The 21,385-nt window shown below is 58.0% G+C and carries 18 protein-coding genes; 14 read left to right on the top strand and 4 right to left on the bottom strand.

The window, feature by feature from the left end; all coding sequences use genetic code 11:
* Positions 1 to 1,166: 1,166 nt before the first annotated feature.
* Entirely contained in the window at positions 1,167 to 2,951 is a 1,785-nt protein-coding gene (locus AC0QUY_RS39650) for a DUF885 domain-containing protein (protein ID WP_161855465.1), read from the top strand.
* Positions 2,952 to 3,253: 302 nt separating this feature from the next.
* Here the strand turns inward: AC0QUY_RS39650 and AC0QUY_RS39645 are convergent, their stop codons facing one another.
* On the bottom strand, positions 3,254 to 4,141 hold the full coding sequence (locus AC0QUY_RS39645) for a DMT family transporter (RefSeq protein ID WP_161855466.1): 888 nt from the start codon (positions 4,139 to 4,141) through the stop codon (positions 3,254 to 3,256).
* A gap of 341 nt (positions 4,142 to 4,482) precedes the next feature.
* Entirely contained in the window at positions 4,483 to 4,878 is a 396-nt protein-coding gene (locus AC0QUY_RS39640; protein ID WP_246738307.1) for a hypothetical protein, read from the bottom strand.
* Positions 4,879 to 5,063: 185 nt separating this feature from the next.
* On the opposite strand from AC0QUY_RS39640, the gene hemN reads away from it, so the two are divergent.
* On the top strand, positions 5,064 to 6,416 hold the full coding sequence (gene hemN / locus AC0QUY_RS39635; protein ID WP_161855467.1) for an oxygen-independent coproporphyrinogen III oxidase: 1,353 nt from the start codon (positions 5,064 to 5,066) through the stop codon (positions 6,414 to 6,416).
* A gap of 76 nt (positions 6,417 to 6,492) precedes the next feature.
* On the opposite strand, the gene AC0QUY_RS39630 is transcribed toward hemN, so the two are convergent.
* Positions 6,493 to 6,786, bottom strand: a complete 294-nt coding sequence (locus AC0QUY_RS39630; RefSeq protein ID WP_474417145.1) for an acyl-CoA dehydrogenase family protein — start codon at positions 6,784 to 6,786, stop codon at positions 6,493 to 6,495.
* A gap of 861 nt (positions 6,787 to 7,647) precedes the next feature.
* Positions 7,648 to 8,022: a hypothetical protein gene (locus AC0QUY_RS39625; RefSeq protein WP_161855468.1), complete on the bottom strand. Its 375-nt coding sequence runs from the start codon at positions 8,020 to 8,022 to the stop codon at positions 7,648 to 7,650.
* Positions 8,023 to 8,464: 442 nt separating this feature from the next.
* Between AC0QUY_RS39625 and AC0QUY_RS39620 the strand changes: the two genes are divergently transcribed.
* The 12 genes from AC0QUY_RS39620 to AC0QUY_RS39565 all read left to right on the top strand — a co-directional run bounded on the left by AC0QUY_RS39620 (position 8,465) and on the right by AC0QUY_RS39565 (position 21,173).
* The gene (locus AC0QUY_RS39620; RefSeq protein ID WP_161855469.1) at positions 8,465 to 9,940 is read left to right on the top strand and encodes an acetyl-CoA carboxylase biotin carboxylase subunit; all 1,476 of its coding nucleotides are present in this window, start codon (positions 8,465 to 8,467) and stop codon (positions 9,938 to 9,940) included.
* A 1-nt stretch (position 9,941) separates the two neighbouring features.
* On the top strand, positions 9,942 to 10,445 hold the full coding sequence (locus AC0QUY_RS39615) for an acyl-CoA carboxylase biotin carboxyl carrier protein subunit (RefSeq protein ID WP_202639120.1): 504 nt from the start codon (positions 9,942 to 9,944) through the stop codon (positions 10,443 to 10,445).
* A 1-nt stretch (position 10,446) separates the two neighbouring features.
* A complete protein-coding gene (locus AC0QUY_RS39610; protein WP_161855470.1) occupies positions 10,447 to 12,054 on the top strand; it encodes an acyl-CoA carboxylase subunit beta in 1,608 nt (535 codons plus the stop codon).
* Positions 12,055 to 12,534: 480 nt separating this feature from the next.
* Positions 12,535 to 13,077 (top strand): hypothetical protein, encoded by a 543-nt coding sequence (locus tag AC0QUY_RS39605; RefSeq protein ID WP_161855471.1) that lies wholly within the window; start codon positions 12,535 to 12,537, stop codon positions 13,075 to 13,077.
* Positions 13,078 to 13,215: 138 nt separating this feature from the next.
* The gene (locus AC0QUY_RS39600) at positions 13,216 to 13,392 is read left to right on the top strand and encodes a hypothetical protein (protein WP_156434855.1); all 177 of its coding nucleotides are present in this window, start codon (positions 13,216 to 13,218) and stop codon (positions 13,390 to 13,392) included.
* Positions 13,393 to 14,121: 729 nt separating this feature from the next.
* Positions 14,122 to 14,433 (top strand): hypothetical protein, encoded by a 312-nt coding sequence (locus AC0QUY_RS39595; protein WP_371419327.1) that lies wholly within the window; start codon positions 14,122 to 14,124, stop codon positions 14,431 to 14,433.
* Positions 14,418 to 15,236, top strand: coding sequence for an indole-3-glycerol phosphate synthase TrpC (gene trpC / locus AC0QUY_RS39590; RefSeq protein ID WP_161855472.1), 819 nt, complete (start codon positions 14,418 to 14,420; stop codon positions 15,234 to 15,236). Before AC0QUY_RS39595 ends, trpC begins: the two co-directional genes overlap by 16 nt.
* A 233-nt stretch (positions 15,237 to 15,469) precedes the next feature.
* Entirely contained in the window at positions 15,470 to 15,724 is a 255-nt protein-coding gene (locus AC0QUY_RS39585; protein ID WP_161855473.1) for a hypothetical protein, read from the top strand.
* Positions 15,721 to 15,960, top strand: coding sequence for a hypothetical protein (locus AC0QUY_RS39580; RefSeq protein ID WP_202639121.1), 240 nt, complete (start codon positions 15,721 to 15,723; stop codon positions 15,958 to 15,960). The genes AC0QUY_RS39585 and AC0QUY_RS39580 overlap by 4 nt, the downstream gene beginning before the upstream one ends.
* A gap of 298 nt (positions 15,961 to 16,258) precedes the next feature.
* Complete coding sequence (locus AC0QUY_RS39575) at positions 16,259 to 16,783, top strand: flavin reductase family protein (RefSeq protein WP_246738309.1); 525 nt, start codon at positions 16,259 to 16,261, stop codon at positions 16,781 to 16,783.
* Between the two features lie 1,368 nt (positions 16,784 to 18,151).
* Positions 18,152 to 19,687 (top strand): class I adenylate-forming enzyme family protein, encoded by a 1,536-nt coding sequence (locus AC0QUY_RS39570; RefSeq protein ID WP_161856792.1) that lies wholly within the window; start codon positions 18,152 to 18,154, stop codon positions 19,685 to 19,687.
* Positions 19,653 to 21,173 carry a preATP grasp domain-containing protein gene (locus tag AC0QUY_RS39565; protein WP_246738310.1) on the top strand — a complete coding sequence of 507 codons (1,521 nt, stop codon included), beginning with the start codon at positions 19,653 to 19,655 and terminating at the stop codon, positions 21,171 to 21,173. Before AC0QUY_RS39570 ends, AC0QUY_RS39565 begins: the two co-directional genes overlap by 35 nt.
* The last annotated feature ends 212 nt before the right edge of the window (positions 21,174 to 21,385 follow it).

Raw genomic sequence — 21,385 nt, 5'->3', positions numbered from 1 at the left:
GCCGCCGGCTACAACTTCCGCCGCCTCATCCGCTGGCTCAGGCTTTTGCTGCACCTCTTCCTGACCGCACTCTTCTCCGGCGGTCGGCTTAATCCAGCGTGAAATCAATCTTCTTCACGGACGACTACCCAGCTGTCCGTTTCGATGATGCGCCAACGTTCAGGGTCTGGGCCAAGCCGGGTCTTGGACATCGCCGTCCCCGCGGTCGCGCCAGATTGTAGACGGTGGTAGCGAAGGTAAAAGCGCTTGTGATGCGATTACGGAGAAAACTGAGCGTTTCTTGCCCTGCGACCGTATTGACTTGGCCGAATGCGTCCTCGCCGCCGTTGCAGATGCGCTGCTGACGGCATATCCGCCGTGCCGGCTCGTTCGCCATCCATTGCGAAACTGCGGCCGCTAGTGTTCTCTCCAATACGCGGCGACATTTCATCGACCGCAGGTCGCTAGTGAAATCTTCTGCATCTTGGCTTTGACCGCGCCGAGCGTAATCGCTCGGCGGCTAGGATCGGCATCGTCCCGCCCATTGCCGGATAGATGCGGCGATCTGGGCGATTTGCTCGGCCGGATGCCGGCGCGAATTCCGTTTCGTGCGGCCGTAATCCCTAAAAGGGCCATGTTTCCACAGCCGGCTTGCTCGCCGGTGCGTCCATGTAGCCCCTGTAAGTTCGTTTATGAGTGGGGAAAGCCCTATTTTCTAGGAGCAAAGCGCAACCCGCCTCAAATCTGGGCGAATTTGGGGGTTCCCGCGTACTTCCCGGGCTCCTCCCCGGCGCTAGGCGCCAACGGCCACAGCGCGAATCAGCGTCGGCGTGATTTCAAGACCACCCTTCTGCGGCGTCCTCAAGAGTGATGCACGGAATTCATGCCTTGCGTCGGTGCTCGTCGCCGGACCCCTGCAAAGGCGCACATTGAGTGCGCCATGGGAAAGCTCTTCAAAAAAGCAGCTTCCCGCTGCGCAACGTTCTGTCGGGACACCGCAGCGGCGATTGTCAGCCATAGAACCAATGTCGGCAACTTGACGCTACACACACTTACGAAGTGCCGTCAAAAATCTGCAGTTCAATTCGGCACGCCGCTTGCTTCGTTCGCGGCATCTCACAACCGCAGTGCGGTGATCTTCAGGGGCGGACTCGGCGCGCAGTTTTCAATCGAGGACCTTGAACAGAATGAACAAGCCTACCATGCCTCAGTCGGTTACGGCCGCACCGCAAACCGAGGCGCTCGGTGTTTTCTTCGAACAGGCCTTCGAACGGCAAATCCGACTGAGCCCGATGAGAGAGGCCGCACTGCTGGGGCGCAAAGATCGCCAGCATCTATGGGACGAGATCGACGAACCAGCACGGGACCAAGCGGTTCGCGAGATTCGGCAGGACCTTGATCGACTGCGCGCGGACTTCGATCCTCAGACGTTGCCGGACGCGGCCAAGCTCAGCTATCGGCTGTTCGAGAGTAATTGCGTAACAGCGCTAGAAGCGGACAAGTTCCGGCATTACAACTACCCTCTAAACCAAATGGGTGGCTGGCAATCGTCCATTCCAGCCTTCCTGCTCAACCATCATCCCATCGATGCTGTCGAGGATGCGGAGGCCTACATCTCTCGCCTCGAGGGCGTCCGCAGGTTTGTCGCACAACTCATCGACGGTGTCGAGCTGCGTTCTCGTAAGGGGATTTTCGCTCCCAGATTTGTTTATGACAAGGTCATCCAGGATTGTCGCAATCTTCTGAGTGGGGTGCCCTTTCATGCTTCAGGAAAGGACTCGACGTGGCTTGCGGACTTCCGCATCAAGCTCGAGGCGCTGCCAATATCTTACGCGAAGAAGCCCAAGCTTATTGAAGCAGCCATCCAAGCGATGATCAGGTTCGTCCAGCCGGCTTACGTCGATTTGATTACGGCGGCGGGCCGACTCGAGGCCTCGTCCAGCACCGACGATGGCGCTTGGAAGCACCCCAACGGACTTGAGTTCTACGCGCAGGCGCTCAGGCACATAACCACGACGGAGCTGTCGGCCGCCCAAATCCACGAGTGCGGACGAGAGGAGGTCGGCCGGATCCACGGAGAGATGGAAAAGATAAAGAACTCGCTTGGCTTTGGCGGCGACCTCGCCGCCTTTTTTAAGCACATCAAGACAAACCCCAAGTTTGTCTATCCCGATACCGAGGAGGGACGGAGCACCTACCTCAGCGAAACGTCCCGCATTTTGGATGCGATGTACCGCAAGCTCGGCGATTATTTTGGCAGGCTTCCCAAGGCTCCTTTGGTTGTCAGGCGCGTCGAGCCCTTCCGTGAGAACTCTGGGGCCCTCGCCTTCTATCAGCGAACGACGGCTGACGGCAGCCAGCCCGGCGTCTACTATGTTAACCTGTCCAGAATGGAGATTCTGAAGACGTTCCAGCTCGAAGCTCTCGCCTACCACGAGGGCGTGCCGGGTCATCACATGCAGATTGCGATTGCGAGAGAACTGACCGGAGTTCCCGCCTTCCAGAAGTTCGGCTCGTACACCGCCTATGCGGAAGGGTGGGCATTATATGCTGAGTCGCTCGCCAAGGACATGGGTGCGTATCGCGATCCGATGTCCGATTTCGGACGGCTTGCGGCGGAGCTATGGCGCGCAACGCGGCTTGTGGTGGATACCGGCATCCACGCTAGTCGCTGGACGCGCGAACAAGCGATCGACTACCTAAGCAAGGTAACGCCGAACCCCTTGTCCGAAATCATAAGTGAGGTGGAACGCTATGTCGTCTTACCGGGCCAGGCTACTGCGTACAAGGTGGGCATGCAGCAACTGCTCGCGTTGAGGAGCAAGGCAAGCTCTCAGCTGGGCCGGGCATTCGACGCGCGCGAGTTCCACGACATCGTCCTCGGCAGCGGTGCACTTCCCTTCGGACTCCTCAGCGAGCTCGTCGATCGCTGGATCGCAAGCAAAGGCCCCGGCGCAACTCCTCGCGGCTAACGTGCGATGCGCAGATCGAAGGCGAGACGATCTGATCCTGCTTCTGTCGCGTCATTTGGGCCGGACGCGAAACGAGGAGCCATGTTCCGGGTGCGATTATGTGCCGACGGCCCGAATGATTTTGGTCGCCGACGATCGAGCGAGCCGCCCGAGGGTGAAATGGTTGGAAGGTTCGATCTCCTGCCCCAGACATCTGAAAGAGGAACTGTCCACCTGTAACTGGCCGCGGCCGAGGAAGCCGCGCATTTTTGCTTGGTTGGGCCGCTAGCGAGACGACGTGGCCTGCGCCAAATTGATCCAGGTCAATCGTGCGGTTTGCAACGCAGGGCCAAGGGCATTCCAAGCGCCGACACGAGAACAGTGGCAGCACCTAGCCACTGTTTTGCAGTCAGGGTTTCCTGAAGAAAAACAGATGCAAAGATAGACGTAAACATCGGAACTAGCGGCAGCAACAGTGCGGCCGCGGTCGCGCTCATGCGTTCCAGCGCAATGCCGTAGAGAAGAAACGGAATTGACATGAGCAGCAATCCGGATGCGACCACCAAAATAACATCAGTGATAGTTGGCGTGAGCATCGGCAATGGACGAACACCAATCCATACACATGCCACTGCTGCGAACGCGACGATTTGGCTTACTGTCGTAAGCCGCAGCGCATCTATCCGATCCGACATCAACCGGACTGTGATGCTGTAGAGCGAGGCAAATAGAACACCGCCGAGGACGAGGCCGACTCCCAGTCCGCGCGTTGCGTAGGGATCGGGTTCAGAGGTCCAGCTCAGCAAACTAACTCCGGCAAGGGCCAACAAGCAGAGCAAGCCGACGCCCCGGTTGGGGATCTCGCCAAGAATCAACCACGCGAGGAGTATGATCATGGGCGTTTCAACTGCGAACAGGATCGCTTCCACAGACGCCGGCAGCATCGTCAGGCCGAAGGTCGACAAACCAGACGCAAGCGCCGGCTGCAGGAGGCCCGGAAGGCCAGCACGCCAATCGCTCAAGCGAGGCGGCGCGCCTGACCAGATGGATAGTACGGTCAGGCTTGCGGCGCTCACAGCCAACTGCCCTGTTAATAGCGAGAGCGGCTCGATACAGCAGAGGGCGGCCTTGGACAGGACGTTTCCGATACTCCAGCTGACCATCGCAAGGGTTCCGCAAAGAAGCGGTACGAAAAGGCTAGGCTGCTTCATCGGATGGCTTTTCGCTTGCATCAGACCGTATGACACCCAGGTTCGTGGAATAGGTCAGCAGCCGTGGATGCCTCCATGGTTAGAGGAAACGTCGCACTCAGCCTCCTCCAGAGATAGCGATCAAGGTTCGGGACGGTACCGGATCTGCGAGATAAAGAACCAGGGTGCAAACTTTAGGCATCGCTTGTTCAATCGTGAGGTTGATCACGCGCCCGATGAGTGAATGCTAACGGCCGAGTAATCCAAATCGGCCCGCATGCGTGTGACGCATCGAGCAAAAGGAACCACCCTAACCGCTCCTAGAGAGCTACTCAGGATTTTATCGAAAATCCGGCCAAGCATCAGGAACTGCGATCGGGTGCTGCGTCGCCATCCTTTTTGAGCGTCGGCCACTCCTCTGCGCGTCGGGCTAGCTTCTCATATTCCTCGGCGATCTTAAGGAGCCTATCTCTGGACTTGCCTTCAGCGAACGACACCGCTTTGGTCCGCGTCGCTTCCGCACGGCTTCGCCAGAATTTTGGATCGTAGAACGGATCTTTGGGTTTCATGTACATGAGATGCACTTCGTGCATGAAGAGAATGCGACACCAGCCCTCCGTATCATTACGTAGTTGCCCTCCCCGCAAAATTCGCAAATTCGAATCCAATCCGTATTTCGGAGGGAGTGAAGCCGGGGACGCGATTGGCTTGCGCAAATTGCGGAAGTCACCCGGCCCAGCCGTCAACTCAATTTGCATCGATGACGGCTGTCCTGATGACCGGTGCGCCTCCGGCCTCTGCTGAGCGCAGGTCGAGCCAAGCTCAATGAGGATTTCTGAGTGCGCGCGCTAACCGTCGGCGACAGACCGGCGGGTTGAGCTAGAACAAAGTTCTTCCGCCCCGGGTCCGCTACATGATCCGGCGGGGTGAAGGAGAAATGCAGATGCGATCGGATCTGGCGCAACCCTATGGGCAGGACAGGCTGCCGCGCTACACCAGTTACCCCACGGCTCCGCACTTCTCGCCGGCCATCGGCGAGGAGGACTACCGCCGCTGGCTGAAGTCGATATCGCTCCAGCAGCCGGCGTCGATGTACCTGCACGTGCCCTTCTGCCGGTCGATGTGCTGGTACTGCGGCTGTCACTCCTCGGTCACCAAGCGCGAGGACCCGATCGCAAACTATGCAGCGGGCCTGCGCACCGAAGCGGGGCTCGTAGCCGAAACGATCGGCCAGCGACTGCCGATCTCCCATATTCACTTCGGCGGCGGGACGCCGACAATCATGTCGCCCGAGATGTTCGCGGACCTCGTCGGCGCGCTGCGGTATGCATATTTCGTTCTGCCCGATGCGGAGATCGCGGTCGAAATCGATCCGCGCACGCTGACTGAACAGATGACGAAGGCGCTCGGCTATTGCGGCGTCAACCGCGCGAGCCTGGGAGTCCAGAGCTTCGATCCCGCCGTGCAGCGCGCCATCAATCGCATGCAGAGCTTCGAGCAAACCGCAGCGTCGGTCGCGCGCCTGCGCCATCTTGGTATCAAGCGAATCAATTTCGACCTACTCTATGGCCTACCTCTTCAGACAGTGGATTCATGTCTCGATACCGTCGCCAAATGCATCGAACTCCGCCCGGATCGCTTTTCGGTGTTCGGCTACGCGCATGTCCCCTCGTTCAAGAGGCATCAACGCAAGATCGCTGATGATGCCCTTCCCGGCAGCATCAAGCGCCACCTGCAGTCCGAAACAATAGCGGAGGCTCTGCTGGACGCCGGCTACGTCCGCATCGGCCTCGACCATTTCGCTCTTCCCGACGACAATCTGGCCATCGCGCGGCAGGACGGCCGGCTAAAGCGCAATTTCCAGGGCTACACCGACGATTCCGCCGACACGCTGATTGGCCTCGGTGCCAGTGCGATCGGCCGCATGCCGCAAGGCTTCATTCAGAACATCGTCCCGACGCGCGACTATCTCGCGCGCATCGCCGAAGGACGGCCTGCGATCGCCAAGGGCTATCGCTTCACCGCGGAAGATCGTTTCCGTGCCGACATCATCGAGCGGATCATGTGCGATCTTGCCGTCGATCTGTCCCGGATATCCAAGGTACACGGCCGTGACCTCAAGTCCGCCATCGTCGATCGATCACGAATCGAACGCCTCATCGTCGACGGGGCAGTGACCATGATCGACGATCGGCTTTCAATCAGCGAGGGCGCGGAATTCCTGGTTCGCAGCGTCGCATCAGCATTCGATGCGCATCTTGCCAGCTCCGCTGCGACGCACAGCCGGGCGGTCTGATCAAGCTCACTTTGCCGCCAGCGAGGGCGTTTGAACAGCCTCCAGGTCTCCGTCGCGGGTCTGGGGGGTCTTTGTGTCAAGAATCCTCAAGGCGACCAGCGTCCTCATCATCCTGCGCCGTGCCGGCCGCGATGGTGAACATGCGAGCGTCGAGCACCATGCGTTCGAGCGGATAGTCGCGCGAATAGCCCCTGGCGCCGAACAGTTGCAGCGCCTGGTTGGTCACATTGTTGGCCGCCTCGGAAGCGATGATCTTCGCCTGCGTGGCGAGAAGCGGATCGGGAAAGGGATCGGCGCTGAGCGCAGCCTGATGCAGCGACAACCTTGCCGCATTGAGCGCGTTCGCCATGTCTGCCAGCCTCCACTGCAATCGGCGATCGGGCGCCCGAATTGCCGCTCCTTCACGAATGTCGGCGCCTTCTCGAACGCGCCCTGCGCGAGGCCGAGCCCGACCAAGCGGGTGCGCACGTATTGAGCTGTTTATAAACTTGGCTTTGCTTATGCCTCGCAGACACTCGGTGGCAGCCGGACCCAGCAAGATACACCCGTAGGCGCGACGATTTCCTTCGAAGGCGCGCTAGGTCAAGTTTCTTCCAGGACGAACGTGTAAAGGCGGCACATCTAAAGCGCCTGCATCTCGGGAATAAAAGCTCTTCGCTTTCGAACTGCTACCGCTACGCGCAGTTTACGCTGACAAGGATCGAAAACCTGTTCAATTTTCGATCGCTCCACTTGCCGGCTTAAGGGATCAGCCGTGCTGGACCTAGCGCTTACGTGCACGGCCCCGCTCGGGCTAGATGGGAATGGAACTGAGATTTGCCAGTGCAAGGCCTCTCACCCTATTCGCGCCAGATGGCACTTGGGCCTGCGAGTTTTAGATATATCCACACGAGTAGTCCTGGCGAGGGCTTGAATCGCACGTAGCGTTAGATTGTACGGTCTTAAAAAGCAGGTGGCGCCCCTCTGGCCATTTCAACGCTTCCAACCAAGTGATGAGAATTGCTAATGTCCCACACTCGTGAGCTCACGTCGCAAAATCACGATGCTCGAGCACTCACCCGAAAGCAAAGTGGTCCATCAGCCGCATCGCAAACCTACCACGTTGCGCCCGGAATAGGATGAGAGTCTGGCGCGATCTGCGCAGCATGTGGGTGATAGCCACGGCTGTTACAGACCGCTCCTGGTTCTCTCTCCCCGACCAGATGCAGCTTCGGCGGCATTTGGAGGTAGCTCAATCCACAATGCTTGCGAGGTATATCTTACCGGTATCGAAACTTCTTTCGTCTACCCGGGTCGCAATCGTTGTTTCGCCCGGCGTTGGCGGCTCTGGCTCATCGGCGACCGGCGGCTTGTTAGCCGCCTCCATGCGCTCGGAAGCTACGGCATCTACGAATAGGACGACCGAAGCACCGCTGCGATAGGTGTGCAGATACGCGAGTGCGCTTCCGCGGCCGTCAATGCTTTGAATGGTCCCGCCCTGTTTCGCGGTAGACAGGTCACGCTGCGCTTCGCGCAGAAAGGACAATACCGCAGGTTGTCTCAACATGAAGAGGATATCGTGAATCAAAAGCTGCGAACGTATCGGTCTTGGTTTTTCAAAGTACACCGCTGTGCAGCATCACTTGCCGTTGCTGCTGTGACTACCACGGTTCTATGCGCCGAACAGGCGGGTGCGCGAGATCGGCTGGCGACACCGGAGGAACGAGAAGCTTGCACACCGGACGTGCTTCGCCTTTGTAGCAGCCACATACCTGATGCAGGAGCCATCACTTCCTGTCTCAGAGCCAAGTTCGGAAACCTGAGTGACCAATGTCGCTACGTGATATCGTTTCGAGACTCTGCCAAGCGAAAGGAAAGCTCGAAGTGAGCCGGCGCCGATAGCCCGCCGGCTTCGATTGCCTACGTTCGAGACCAGCCCCTGGGGCTGAATTGCAGGATGGCAACGCCGAATGGGGACAGATGAAAGGGCGCGGGTAATTGAGGCTGCACCAACCGCTTGCGAATGACGGAATTCTTGGCGCTGGACACTTACTTGGACGAACAGGCGAATGCGTGAAATACCCTTCCAAACCGTTCTGATCGCCAACAGAGGCGAGATTGCCGTACGAATCATCAAAACCTTGCGAGGGCTGGGGCTTCGCTCTGCAATTGTCTACCACGATGAGGATGCGGGGACGCCGGCTGTTGCCATGGCTGACACGGCGATTGCGATCAGCGGTCGCACTCCGATTGCCGCCTATCTCGATATCCCGCAAATCATCGCTGCTGCCCACAAGGCGAGCGCGGACGCCCTTCATCCGGGCTATGGGTTTCTCTCCGAGAATGCTGAGTTCGCCAGGGCCGTGACAAAGGCGGGCATTGCTTTCATCGGGCCAGCTCCGGAAAGCATCGAACTGATGGGCGACAAAATCAGGGCTCGCAACTTCGTTCAGCGGAGCGGTTTTCCGGTTGCACCTTCCGCGATCGAAGAAGATGATCCAGCGACATTCACATTCAGGGCGCGAACTGTCGGCGTTCCTTTGCTGGTGAAGCCATCGGCTGGAGGTGGCGGCAAGGGCATGCGGATCGTGCGCGACGTCGCTAACTTGGAGGAAGCGATTGCGCAGGCGCGCAGTGAGGCGCAGAGATACTTCGGCGATGCCCGGCTTTACATCGAACGATACGTCGAAAACCCGCGGCACATCGAAGTCCAGCTGCTCGGCGACTCCTTCGGAAACGTGGTCCATCTCTTCGAGCGAGAGTGCTCGGTCCAGCGCCGGTTCCAGAAAGTCATCGAGGAGGCGCCGTCCCCCACACTATCGCCGGAGTTGCAGAGGCGGATCTGCGAAGCTGCCGCGGGCATCGCGCGTGCCGCCAAATACCAGAACGCAGGCACTGTCGAATTCATCTACGGCGGCGGAGAGTTCTATTTTCTCGAGATGAATACGCGTCTGCAAGTTGAGCATAGTGTGACCGAGATGATCACCGGCATCGATCTTGTTGCGCAACAGATCTATGTCGCCGCCGGCCGCGAACTTGGATTTTCGCAATCCGATATTGTCTCGAAAGGACACGCGATCGAGGCTAGACTGTATGCGGAAGCCCCGGAACGTGGGTATGTTCCGACGACTGGCAAGGTACTTGTTCTTGAGTATCCGGACGGCGACGGCATACGGGTCGACAGTGGCATCGTGCAAGGCCAGCAGATCACGACAGCGTTCGATCCCATGCTCGCAAAGATCATCGTGCATTCGCCCACGCGCATGGAGGCTGCGCTGAAGGCCCATCGGGCGATGCGCGAGCTGGTGCTTCTCGGCTGCGAGACAAACGTAAGCTTTCTTACACGTATCCTCCACGACAAGGCATTTTTGAGCGGACACGTCCATACGGGATATCTTGAGGAAAATCCGCATATTGCATCGAGCGAACCCGCGTCCGACTTATCTGACTTCCTCGCCACAGCCGCCCTCCTGGCGAGACCTGTCCGCGAATCTGCAGATGCCGTGCCCGAGCTTCACGTAGCGCTGGGCAGCTGGAGAAACTGACGTGAACCACTATTTTGAAGTTGATGGCGTAGCTTATCAACTATCGCTTTCGCGTTGCCAACATGGCTATCGGCTTTGCTTGAGCAATCAAGTGATTGCTCCAATCGCGTTCTCCCAGCAAAGCGAAGGCCGCGGCGTTCTTACCATCGCTGGCGAAAGCGAACCGGTTCGGTTCGCCATCGACGGCGATGTTGTTCATGTGCATATGCGCGACAGGACGCGCATTTTGCACTACCGCGACCCATTGAGAACGCTCGCTTGCGCGAACAATAAGCCACATCATCTGATGGCGCGCGCGCCGATGCCTGGCCTGGTCGTTACGACCAGCGTTTCGCCTGGCCAAGCCGTTTCCGCAGGCACGCCGCTGATGAAAATCGAGAGCATGAAGTTGGAAACTATCATACGCTCTCCACGAGACGGGGTGATCGACCGGATTCACTTCAACGAAGGCGAAAGCTTCGAGCAAGACGCAGTGCTGGTTACGCTCTCCGAGGAAGGGCGCTGAGATGCAGCGGATCGCTTCTGCAGTGGATGTCAAATCCCAAGAATTTCGCCTCAACCAACTCCATAACAGACGACTCGCGGCCGAATTGAAGGAACGACAACGTACCGTCCGCTTCAACCGCGCTGAACGGGAACTTGAGCGGCTGCGCCGGCAGAACAAACTGTTTGTACGGGATCGGGTCGAGGCTTTGCTCGATCCAGATACGCCGTTCCTCGAGCTTTCGACTCTAGCCGCTAACAAGGCTTACGACGGCGATGTGCCCGGCGCAGCGCAGGTCGTCGGCATCGGCATCGTAGCGGGTCACGAAGTCATTGTTCACGCCGACGACGCTAGCGTGAAGGGCGGCGCATGGTATCCGCTGTCTGTCAAGAAGATCGTGCGGGCCTTGGACATCGCGATCGAGAACCGTTTGCCTGTTGTTCATCTGTGCGACTGTGCTGGTGGATTTCTGCCTTTGCAGGCGGAGTTCTTCGCGGATCGATACTACGCCGGGCGAATCTTCCGCAATCAGTCCATTCTCTCGAAGATGGCAGTGCCGCAAGTCGCCATCGCAATGGGTCATTGTACCGCAGGGGGGGCGTACGTCCCCGCGCTTAGCGACTACAACATCATCGTGGAGGGAACGGGCGCGATTTTTCTAGGGGGACCCCCGGTCGTGAAAGCGGCCACGGGCGAAACGGTATCCGCCGAAGAGCTTGGCGGCGCTCATATGCATACCAGCGTGTCTGGAACGAGTGACTATCTCGCAAACTCCGAGATGCACGCGATTGCCATCGCGCGGGACATTGTCGCTGGCTTCAATCCTGCTACGAAAGCCTCGATCAATAGAGTCGCTCCGGAGCCGCCCGCTTACGATGCGTCTGAGTTGTACGGTATTCTTCCCAGGGATCCTCGAGTGCAGTTCGACATGCGGGAGATTATCGCCCGTCTGGTCGACGGCAGCCGATTCCACGAATACCAGCCTCGCTATGGCGAGTCTTTGGTGTGCGGCTTCGCCCGCCTTTATGGATATCACATCGGGCTTATTGCAAACAACGGCGCACTGTTCGGCGATAGCGCGCTGAAGGGCGCTCACTTCATCCAGTTGTGCGACAAGAACCGAACGCCTCTGCTGTTTCTGCAGAATATCACGGGTTTCATGGTCGGCCGCGAATACGAACGGCGCGGCATCACCAAGGATGGCGCCAAGCTGATCATGGCCGTCTCTGGAGCGTCGGTGCCTAAATTCACGGTTATTTGCAACCGCTCCCACGGAGCGGGGACATTCGCTATGGCGGGACGAGCTTTCGATTCACGCTTTATGTTCTCCTGGCCGCAGTCTCAGATTTCAGCGATGGGTGCAGAGCAAGCGGCAGGCGTGCTTACGCATGTCAAGGCAAGACAATTGGCCCGGGCGGGTGGACGCTTATCGGAACAAGAGTTGGCGGCCATCCGAGAGCCTATTGTCGAAGAGTATCGGGAACGATCGAGCGCCTACTATGCAACTTCCGAAATCTGGGACGACGGCATTCTTGATCCCGTCGACACCAGAAGCGCGCTCGCAATCGTCCTGAGCGCTTCGCTCAATACTCCCATCGAGGCGCCACGTTACGGCGTCTTCAGAATGTAGCGATCGGATCAGGCGCAAAGCGAGAAGGCGTTGATCATGCCGATTCTTCGATTTGACTGGCTTCCAAATCGGCGGCTGGGTCTACCTCCACGCTCACGGAAAGGCAGATAAGTAAAACGCATCACCTTCGCCGCGGCCTTCCGTCGATAAAAACTGGATCTGAACTATATGTGCTCCAGTGTCGAAACTTTCGAAGCAGCTAGAGAAAACCGAATTCGAACCCGCTCCGGTGGCGACCACTGAGACGCTGATGCATCAGCGAAGTTTGACGCAAGCACGGGCGACCGGCCCCGAAACGGTTTCGTGAGCTTCCGAGCCGATATGTTCTTGAGCCAAAGCGATTCGCCGTGTCAAGCACGCAGCTTGCGCCTACCGCCTTTGGGTCCGGACTAGGTTTCGCCTCTCAAAGGATCAACGCCCGCGACCGAAGCGCCCGAAGCGGCGCTCTCGTCGCCCCGAACGGACCGAGGAGCACACCTAGTGGACAAGTCCAACAAACAATCAACATTTGAAGAACATTCCGATCAAGGACAGGCGGTAAATGACTGGAAATGGCATCACGGCCTGAACCGCGAAGATGCGCAGCGCGTCCCTCGCAAGGTCCAAGTTCGCAGATTTGTAAGAGAGGCTGCCCTCGATTCAGTCCCGATTGCGCTTCGCGCTCTGATATTGATCAACTGTGGAGCTGGGCTTGCAGTCATGTCATCTCTCGAAGGCGTAGCAACCAGAGTCACAATCGATCTGAGCCTTATCGGCGCCCTCTCTTCAGCAGCGATGTACTTCGCGTTGGGGGCTGCGCTCGCTTTCCTTGCAATGTTCGCCGGCGCCGCTGCTGAAATCGCGGTTTCGAGGCTCAGGACTTTTGAGCCACAACGGATACAAGAGGCGCGCCGCTTGCGCGCTGCGAACGCCGCGCGCATTTGCCACGTCTGTTCGTTTGTTTTCGCGCTGGCCTCGCTAGCTTTGTTCGCTTCTGGAATGGCCGATGCGAGCTCCACACTCCCGATGCTTCTGCAGAGGTAAGCTGCCCAACCGCCTTTGGACTTGATTAGAACCGAGCTCGCTGAGAACTGCCAGGAGCCCTCGCCCATGCAGTGCCCGAAATGCAACTCCGATGACTAGTGCGAAATCGCGTCACATGATCCCTGGAGCGGTCGACCGATGATCGCCTGCAATGTCTGCGGCGAATATACCGTGCACAAGCCGGCCGAGCGCGAGGAGGCGTACGCGGTCATTGCCGGCGCCCTGACTGGCGAGCACCAACACGACGCGCCGGCTGATGCGGGCAAGATCCTGGATGCCCTGGAGAATGCTGGTCTAACGATCACGCGCAGCTGAAAGCGAATAAAAAACTGACCCGCCCATGAACAGCGGTGCGTGGTTGTAATGCGAGGCTTCACGCCGCTGTCACCGATCTGAAGCGGCAGGTGGATCGAGATCCATAAGCTAAAGAACTTCCAGACACTGCCTAGCGCCTGCTATGAGTTCTCGACTTCGCGGCTGTCTGTAGCGAATCTTTGTCGTGAACAGCCGGTAAGCGATCGCGATCGTCTGTGGACGCTCCTGATGACGATTGCGCCCTCGTCTCGCCCATCTGGCACGACAATGCTAGGTGCCGTGACGATCTCGACTAGAAACATCGTAGGATAACCATGTAATGTACGGGCCCTACGGCTGTTGCCGGCGATAGTCGTCCAGCCATTTTAGCCAGCCCAAGGCAGGATGAGTTCTGAGTCTGTCCTGAAGGTTTGATTGGGCGTCGATCCCGATCGGTTCGATAACCAGCATGAATGTCGGAAACACCATGATTTGCGAAGGGGACGGCAGCACTCGTGGCCGCCGCGGGCGGGCCCGCTCCTCGGCCGCCAAGATTTCTCAGTCGTCCTGGTCGGCCTGGAAACACCCGGCGACCCGTTCCAATGTCAGTAACTAACCTTTCGAAGTGGTTTCTCAGACGCTTGTGTCCCCGTCACTCTGGAACGCGCGAGATTGCATATTGGGACGGCATAATTGGTTCAGCCAAGCCACTAAAAGGGATTGAACCTGACGCTGCGTTAGGTTGTAGGAATGAATTATGACCAAACCTACGCCACGCAAGCCATCGGCACCGGTGACCCGCCAGCCGAGGGACTGAAGGGCGGCGACGCCAATGCCAATGCAGTGGCGCTGAAAAGCGTGCTCGACGGCACGCCAAGCCCATATCGCGGTATCGCGCTTCTCAATGCGGCCGCGGCATTGATCGTGGCCGGCCGTGCCAAAACCTTGAAGGAAGGCGTCGCACTAGGGCAGAAATCGCTTGGTAGCGGCGGCGCCGTTGAAACAACTAATCGCAGTATCCAACGCCTAACAGCCGAGCCTAACCGATGTCCGATATCTTGACGAAGATCAAAGCCTACAAACGCGAAGAGATCGCAGCCGCCAAGCGCGCCTTGCCACTTTCAGAGGTCGAAACGCTCGCACGGCAGGCCTCGCCGCCGCGGGGTTTTCTCGCCGCCATCTGCAACAAGCACGCAGCAGATGAATATGCGCTGATCGCCGAGATCAAAAAGGCCTCTCCCACCAAGGGCCTTATCCGGAGCGACTTCGATCTGCCCTCGCTAGCCAGGGCCTATGAAGGGGGCGGCGCTGCCTGTCTGTCGGTACTGACGGAAACGCACCTCTTCCAGGGGCACCCTGATTCCACGGTCGCGGCGCGCGCGGCATCATATCTTCCGGTGCTGCGCAAGGACTTCTTGCTTGACACCTATCAGGTGGCCGAAGCGCGCGCTCAGGGAGCCGACTGCATTCTGATCATCATGGCGGCGCTTGAAGACGAAGCCGCGCGTGAGATTGAGGCTGCGGCAATGTCTCATGGTATGGATGTGCTGATCGAGATCAACGACGTCGAGGAGATCGATCGGGCGCTTAAACTCCGCTCGCCGATGATCGGCATCAACAACCGCAACCTGCGCACCTTCGAGACCGCTCTTACGATCAGCGAGGCGCTGGCGCCGCTCCTACCCAAGAATCGCGTGATCGTCGGCGAAAGCGGTATCCGCTCGCAGGGCGATGTTCTGCGTCTTTCGCGGCTTGGCATTTCGACCTTCCTGGTCGGAGAAAGTCTGATGCGGCAGGCTGATGTGAGGGCGGCGACCCGCGCGCTGCTCTCGCGCGAGGCGGCGGCTTCAACCGGAGCGCAGTAATGCGCGACAAAACCTCCCAGCCAAGCTCCCTTCGGTCCGAATACTGCTCGGCGGCGCCGCTGTTCGACGACGGCTATTCAGCATTCGGAAGGTCCGCAGAACTCTCACGTCAGCCCCTAGCCGGTAATCTCCCCTGCTTTGAGTGGGGCGATAAGTGCAGCCGGTGATGGAGAGGCGAAATGCAGCGTTTGAACCAAATAACGGTGCCCTAGCGCGGGATTAACGGCAGAATCATGGAAAGTCTTAAAATCGAGGCAGAGATTCGTCAGATGAGTGCGGTCTATGCTCGGAGCAGCGCGCTTTTCGGGCGGCAGCATGCGTACCGCATCAATCCTGCCGAGCTGATCGAGGCCAAGGCGGCGGCTGACATATCGAGCGCCGCTCAGATCGCCAGAGCTGGAGCGAAGCGCCCCACCGAGATCATCGAAGAGATAGGCGGCTCGGTGAATCGCGCTCCGCGCTGGAGCGCCAAAAGAGGCAAACAATGATTTCTTGGCAGACAGACACGGTACCCGGATCGATCGCGCTGATCGAACTCATGTTTCGTAAGCTTCGCGAAGTGATCGATACAGACGCCTCGATCCCGCCTGAGCTGCGGCTTTCGTTGCACGCGACGCTGGATGAGCGCCTTATCTCCGGGAAAAATCGCCTTCTCGACAGTATCAGCAGGCAAAATGGCGCTTGGGCGATGCCCATGTCACCACCGAGGAATGATTTGCAGTGAATGATGCCCCGCGCGGACAGGTTACGGATGGCCAGCCCTTCGGAGTACCGGCATCCTGCCCGTCGCTCTTCCCGCCCTACGACACGAGGAAGTGGAACGTACTCGATCTGACGCGGAGGCGCGACGAAGGTTATGTCCAAGCGGAGCCAGCTGTTGTGTTCAGCTGCATCGCCAGGTCAGTCAGATTACAGGTGCCACCAAGCGCGAACAGCGCGGAGGCAACTTCAACGGTCGCGAACCTGCGCGATCTCCGCATGCCTCAAAGGTTCGAAGTCAAACGCCACTCTGGAGCTGGGCTATGAGCTGGCAATCGCCTCCCCCGATAAGCGAAATTCAGTCCATCGAGGCGATCGAGTTTCGCCAAGCCATGCGAAATCTGGCGAGCGGCGTGTCCATTGTAGCGACCGGAACGGCCGACGGACGGCGCGGCTTAACTGTCAGCTCTATTACCTCGATCTGCATGGAGCCTCCCTGCCTGCTGGTCGGCATTAATGCCAGTTCCGAAACTCACGACGCGATACTCGCCAACGGCACCCTTTGTGTGAGTCTTCTTGGCGGCAATCAGCAGGACCTCGCACTGCGTTTTGCCGGCCGGCACGGCGCCAACGGCGCCGACCGTTTCGATACAGCGGCATGGGGTCATGGGGTCCTTGACGTACCGGTTCTGCTAAGCGCAATTTGTGTGCTCGACTGCGTCTTGCATCATTACCAAGTCGTCGGCACCCATGGGATCTTTGTCGGCCGGATCGTCGCAACGCGATCAGCTCAAGGCAATCCACTCATCAACTTCCGTGGGGGGCTTCGAACGCTACTGTACGGCTGAGTGCGTGTTTTCACCGCAAGGTCTCTATTCGTAATAGAAACTCGACGGCTGGGCTAGTGTTGAAAGCCACAATGAAGGATCCCGATTTATGATCATAGAATGCTCGCCGGAGGGAGAAATGCAACTGGCGGGTTTAAGGTCGTCTTGAAGGGCACGCATGCCGCTAAGCCTTCAGACTTGAATGGGATCACGGTCGTTGACCAGGACAATGCTCTGGTGCCTATTGATTTAGTGCCTATCCTGCCTGGCTGCCCCAAGGACAAACCTGGGATGCAGCATTCGCCAAGATGGTCGCAAGCGCGCGCGAGCGCGGCTGGATTGACGCTAAAGCAATGCGATTCGCGCACATATCGAAAGACGGCTCTCATCAGAAAAATCCTAGGCAGCTCGCATCCTGAGTTCGTGCCCAGCATGCACGTGACACTCGTCTATCTGTCTGGATAGCGGCTCTTGTTGGCAGCTCGGCTTCTTACCTGATGCGAACCTTATGATGGCGGCGAAAAGATCAGCCTTGAATGGCAACTCGATTCTGATCAGCTGCGCCGCTCGAAGACGGCGCCTGCTGGGATAGCAACGCAAGCCCGGCTCGCGCCAGATCTTATGAGGAAAGAATGGCAGTGCATTTTTCAGTTTCGTATATCGCTGCTCGCGGCAGGTTTTAGGGGTTTGAACATATTCACCCGGCGGCCGCCCAAAACGACTTGAATCGTACGTAGCGTCACATTGTACGATATCAAAGGCACCGGTTTCCGGCCGGCCGCGGTCAATAAACGAAACGTGGTTTTGTTTTGTCCGCACAGATCCCTCGGAGCTGGTATGGCGACAAGATCGCGCAAACGAATAACGGTCGATTGGGCTGCAGAAGCTAAGGAGCAGGAACGGCACATTCCGCCCGCCACAATCGGCGCGGCATCGCAAAAGATTGCCCGGTTCTCGGAGGGGCAATGTGAAAGGACCTGACGGCTCCAGGAAGGTCTTTCTAGTCAATCACACTGAATGCCAATGCCGGGCCATGTCGGCTTCAAAGATGGAGATGCTGGAGCCGCCTATATGTGGAGCGAACCTGCATTGGGATCGCAGAAACTCTCCTCATGGTGCGCTTATCGAAATTATCGGATGTATGCAGAGGCCCTGTTGAGCAAACTAAAGTACGTGAGCAAGAACCTGCACTTTGAGCCCTTGAGTCACATCCCCCTACCTGAGCCTCATGACATCGCCACAAGCTGCATCCTTTTTGCAGATACCTGACGCAAGGCGCCTCATCTAACACCATCAAACGGTAATCGATACATCCCGGGACGTTGATGAGCTCTCATTGCCGCTTCGGGAGGATATACGGTGCAACCCAGGGAAAGCGGAAGACTGATGATTGATCTCTGCGCGCTGATTGAGCGCAACGCGGCGTTCTCTCCCGACAAGCCCGCGATCCATTTCGAGGGCGAGACCTTAAGTTACGCGACTTTCAATCAAAAGATCGAGCAGGTCGCTCGCGCCCTAAAAAGCCAGCTTGGTGTCGAGAGAGGCGATCGCGTCGCGATCCTTAGTCTTAACCGGCCTGACCATTTGCTGCTGCTCTATGCCTGCGCGCGGCTCGGCGCAATGCTCGTGCCATTGAATTGGAGGCTTGCGGTCGCTGAGCAGCTCTTCATCCTGTCCGACGCTGACACCAAGGTGCTGGTGCTCGAACACGCCTTCGAGGCGCTCCTGCCAGCCCTGGCCGATCAACTACCGGATATCTTTGTCGTTGGCTTGGATTTTGCGCCTCTTGGCGGAAGCAGATGGGATGGCCTGCTAGACCGAGGGCACGGCGATGGTCGCAATCCGCACACGGACCTGTCCTGTCCGCTTCTGATCGTCTATACCTCGGGCACCACCGGGCGGCCGAAAGGGGCTGTGCTGAGCCAGGAGGCCTTGCTGTGGAATGGGATGATGAGTCAGCACATGCACGGCATCACCTCGGCAGACCATGTCTTAACAGTGTTGCCGCTGTTCCACGTGGGTGGCCTCAACATCCAGACGACGCCAGCTTTGCATCACGGCGCGACCGTTACGATTCACACGCGGTTTACGCCAGAGGCGACGCTCGCTGCGATCGAGCGCGACCGGCCAACGCTGACTGTCCTGGTGCCTGCCACGATTCAAGCCCTGACCGAGCATCCCCAGTGGTCGACCACCGACCTCACCTCACTGAGAGCGATTTCCACCGGCTCCACCATGGTGCCGCAGCACCTGATCGAACGCTTCGTCGCACGCAGCGTACCAGTGTTGCAGGTCTATGGCTCCACGGAGACGTGCCCAATTGCTGTCTATACGAGACTCGGCGGTGATCTCTCGCGTGAGGGTACGACTGGCCTGCCCGGCCTTTGCTGCGAAGTGGAAATCATCAATGATGCGGGGAGCAGGCAACCGCCAGGAACCCTGGGCGAGATCGTAGTGCGTGGGCCTAATGTCTTCTGCGAATATTGGGGCAATCAAGACGCAACGGGCGAGGCGCTGCATAATGGCTGGTATCACACGGGGGACATCGGCCGCCGCGATGCCGATGGATATTTCTGGGTGCAGGATCGCAAGAAGAATCTGATCATTTCCGGCGGAGAAAACATTTACCCGGCGGAAGTCGAGCGTGTGCTTATGGAGCATCCCGATGTCGCAGAATGCGCTGTGGTCGGTCGGCCCGATTCGCGCTGGGATGAAGTACCGGTGGCGTATGTGATCAGGAGGTCAAGCGCGCGGATTGAAGCGGAAGCGCTGAGCGCGCACATGCAGTCGCAGCTCGCCCGTTTCAAAGTGCCGCGCGAAATCATTTTCACGGAAGAACTGCCGAGGACGGCGCTCGGCAAGATTCAGCATTATATGCTGAAAGAGCTCGATGCGCGATCAACTCGGCAAAGAGACACCAAATAAGTATCGCGGATTGGGCGCTGCCAATATTCGCCTGCTGCAGGCGGTCTTCCGTCTCAAGCTCAATGAGGTCGTTTCGATCAAAATGTTCTACATGAATGCGCTGCCGCCCGTTCATGTAGTGCGGGACTGCGCTTCCGTCCAATATGCCAAGTGCCAAGGGAGCTCGTTGATGCCGCGAATCCTAATTATGAATGCCGGTACCGCCCAAATGTCCGGTGCCGATCTAACGGCACTCCAACTTTCGCTTGCCGCCAAGTCGGCTTGGCGCTCCGTATGGTTTGCGCAACCGGGCGACGTAATTGTCTCTCCGGTACCGATCCCGACTGACCTGCTACAATATGTTGGTGCGACATTAAGGTTCGACCCATCGACTGTCTTGGTGCTCGTGCCGGAAAACGCGCACGAGATAGGTGTCCTTAGTGATTTCACTCTACAGTCCAACACAATTGTTGAACAGATCCGCCGCCACATTTGTGACAAAACACATTGGAAGCTATATGCTTGCTACGCTACTGAAGGCGTTGCGCGCTTAGCGGCGATGCTCGGCATAGTGCAGAACGGGGACGAGTTCGCTCTGCAGCGGGGTCCTGATTTATTGAACCGCAAGAGCCACTTCCGTCAACTGGCAACAAGTACCATGCTTCCGTTGCCCAGTGGATGCATAGCAACAACTTCAGAAGAACTGTTCAGAGCGGTCAACTCGCTAAGGCTTGAAACCGGCAGCGTTATTGTAAAGTTGGACAATGGCGCCGGCGGGGTCGGAAATGTCATATTGACCGGCAAGGAGAGCGCTCCACTGCCTGGGGCAAGAGAGACCCGGCGGGTCCTTTGGCCGTCGTTTGATCCTGATCAACTTTGGTCTGAGCTGACAACCGCCTCATGTAAAATCGTGGTCGTAGAGTCATACCACGTGGCTCGTTCTCTCTTTTATCTTGAGTTTGAAATCGAGGAAAATGGTTCCATAGCATACGTCAATAGCGGCAACATACGTCTGCGTCGAAGCGAAGATCCGTCCGAAAGAGCTCTCGTCTGGACCGGACTAGAGCTTCCAAGCGACCTAAGCAATGAGCAGTACTCGACCGCTTACGAGCACGCCTATCGGTTTGTGGAGCTTGCGCGGACCTTGGGATACCGCGGAATGATCAACATAGATGCCGTTTTTTCGATCGACGGGAGTCTGCTCTTTAATGAAGCGAACGGTCGCTGGGGCGGGGGCTCGGTACTGCACAGCATTGCTGACCGGACGCTAGGATCCGACTATTCCCATTCTCACGTGATTTCATCCGTGCGGAACGTCCGACTAAACTCCCTCCGAGAGGCGATTGATTGTTTCGTCGATGAAGGATTGCTATTTGATAGCATACAGAAGGAAGGCGTTATTCCGCTTGCCGCCGATCAAGACGCAGGTACGGTCGAGTGCCTCGTGATCGCGCGCGATAGGCTCGTGGGCCGCAATTTCGAGCATCGATTATTGAGGATAGTCTGATCTGCACCACTGCCCCACGTCCACTATTCAAGATACTTTGTTCGGTCCATTTGCTTGTTCCAACTTGAACTACAGCCCTATTCCCGTAAGCATCCGCCCAAGGCCGCGGGAGACTCTGGTCCGAACTCCAGGCCGGCCGTGCAATGATGTGTGGACGGCGTATTTTCCGCGATTGACGGCCGGTTCGTGCGATGGCCTCGTTTCTATCAAGG

The sequence above is a fragment of the Bradyrhizobium sp. WYCCWR15520 genome (assembly GCF_056174665.1).
The sequence above is the reverse complement of the archived record's forward strand: the minus strand, read 5'-3'. Positions and strand labels throughout refer to the sequence as shown.

What these genes read in the sequence shown, in the direction of transcription:
- AC0QUY_RS39650 (WP_161855465.1), top strand. Translation starts at nt 1,167, where the DNA reads ATGAACAAGCCTACCATGCCTCAGTCGGTTACGGCCGCACCGCAAACC.
- AC0QUY_RS39645 (WP_161855466.1), bottom strand. Translation starts at nt 4,141, where the DNA reads ATGAAGCAGCCTAGCCTTTTCGTACCGCTTCTTTGCGGAACCCTTGCG.
- AC0QUY_RS39640 (WP_246738307.1), bottom strand. Translation starts at nt 4,878, where the DNA reads ATGCAAATTGAGTTGACGGCTGGGCCGGGTGACTTCCGCAATTTGCGC.
- hemN (WP_161855467.1), top strand. Translation starts at nt 5,064, where the DNA reads ATGCGATCGGATCTGGCGCAACCCTATGGGCAGGACAGGCTGCCGCGC.
- AC0QUY_RS39620 (WP_161855469.1), top strand. Translation starts at nt 8,465, where the DNA reads ATGCGTGAAATACCCTTCCAAACCGTTCTGATCGCCAACAGAGGCGAG.
- AC0QUY_RS39610 (WP_161855470.1), top strand. Translation starts at nt 10,447, where the DNA reads ATGCAGCGGATCGCTTCTGCAGTGGATGTCAAATCCCAAGAATTTCGC.
- AC0QUY_RS39600 (WP_156434855.1), top strand. Translation starts at nt 13,216, where the DNA reads ATGATCGCCTGCAATGTCTGCGGCGAATATACCGTGCACAAGCCGGCC.
- AC0QUY_RS39595 (WP_371419327.1), top strand. Translation starts at nt 14,122, where the DNA reads ATGAATTATGACCAAACCTACGCCACGCAAGCCATCGGCACCGGTGAC.
- trpC (WP_161855472.1), top strand. Translation starts at nt 14,418, where the DNA reads ATGTCCGATATCTTGACGAAGATCAAAGCCTACAAACGCGAAGAGATC.
- AC0QUY_RS39585 (WP_161855473.1), top strand. Translation starts at nt 15,470, where the DNA reads ATGGAAAGTCTTAAAATCGAGGCAGAGATTCGTCAGATGAGTGCGGTC.
- AC0QUY_RS39580 (WP_202639121.1), top strand. Translation starts at nt 15,721, where the DNA reads ATGATTTCTTGGCAGACAGACACGGTACCCGGATCGATCGCGCTGATC.
- AC0QUY_RS39575 (WP_246738309.1), top strand. Translation starts at nt 16,259, where the DNA reads ATGAGCTGGCAATCGCCTCCCCCGATAAGCGAAATTCAGTCCATCGAG.
- AC0QUY_RS39565 (WP_246738310.1), top strand. Translation starts at nt 19,653, where the DNA reads ATGCGCGATCAACTCGGCAAAGAGACACCAAATAAGTATCGCGGATTG.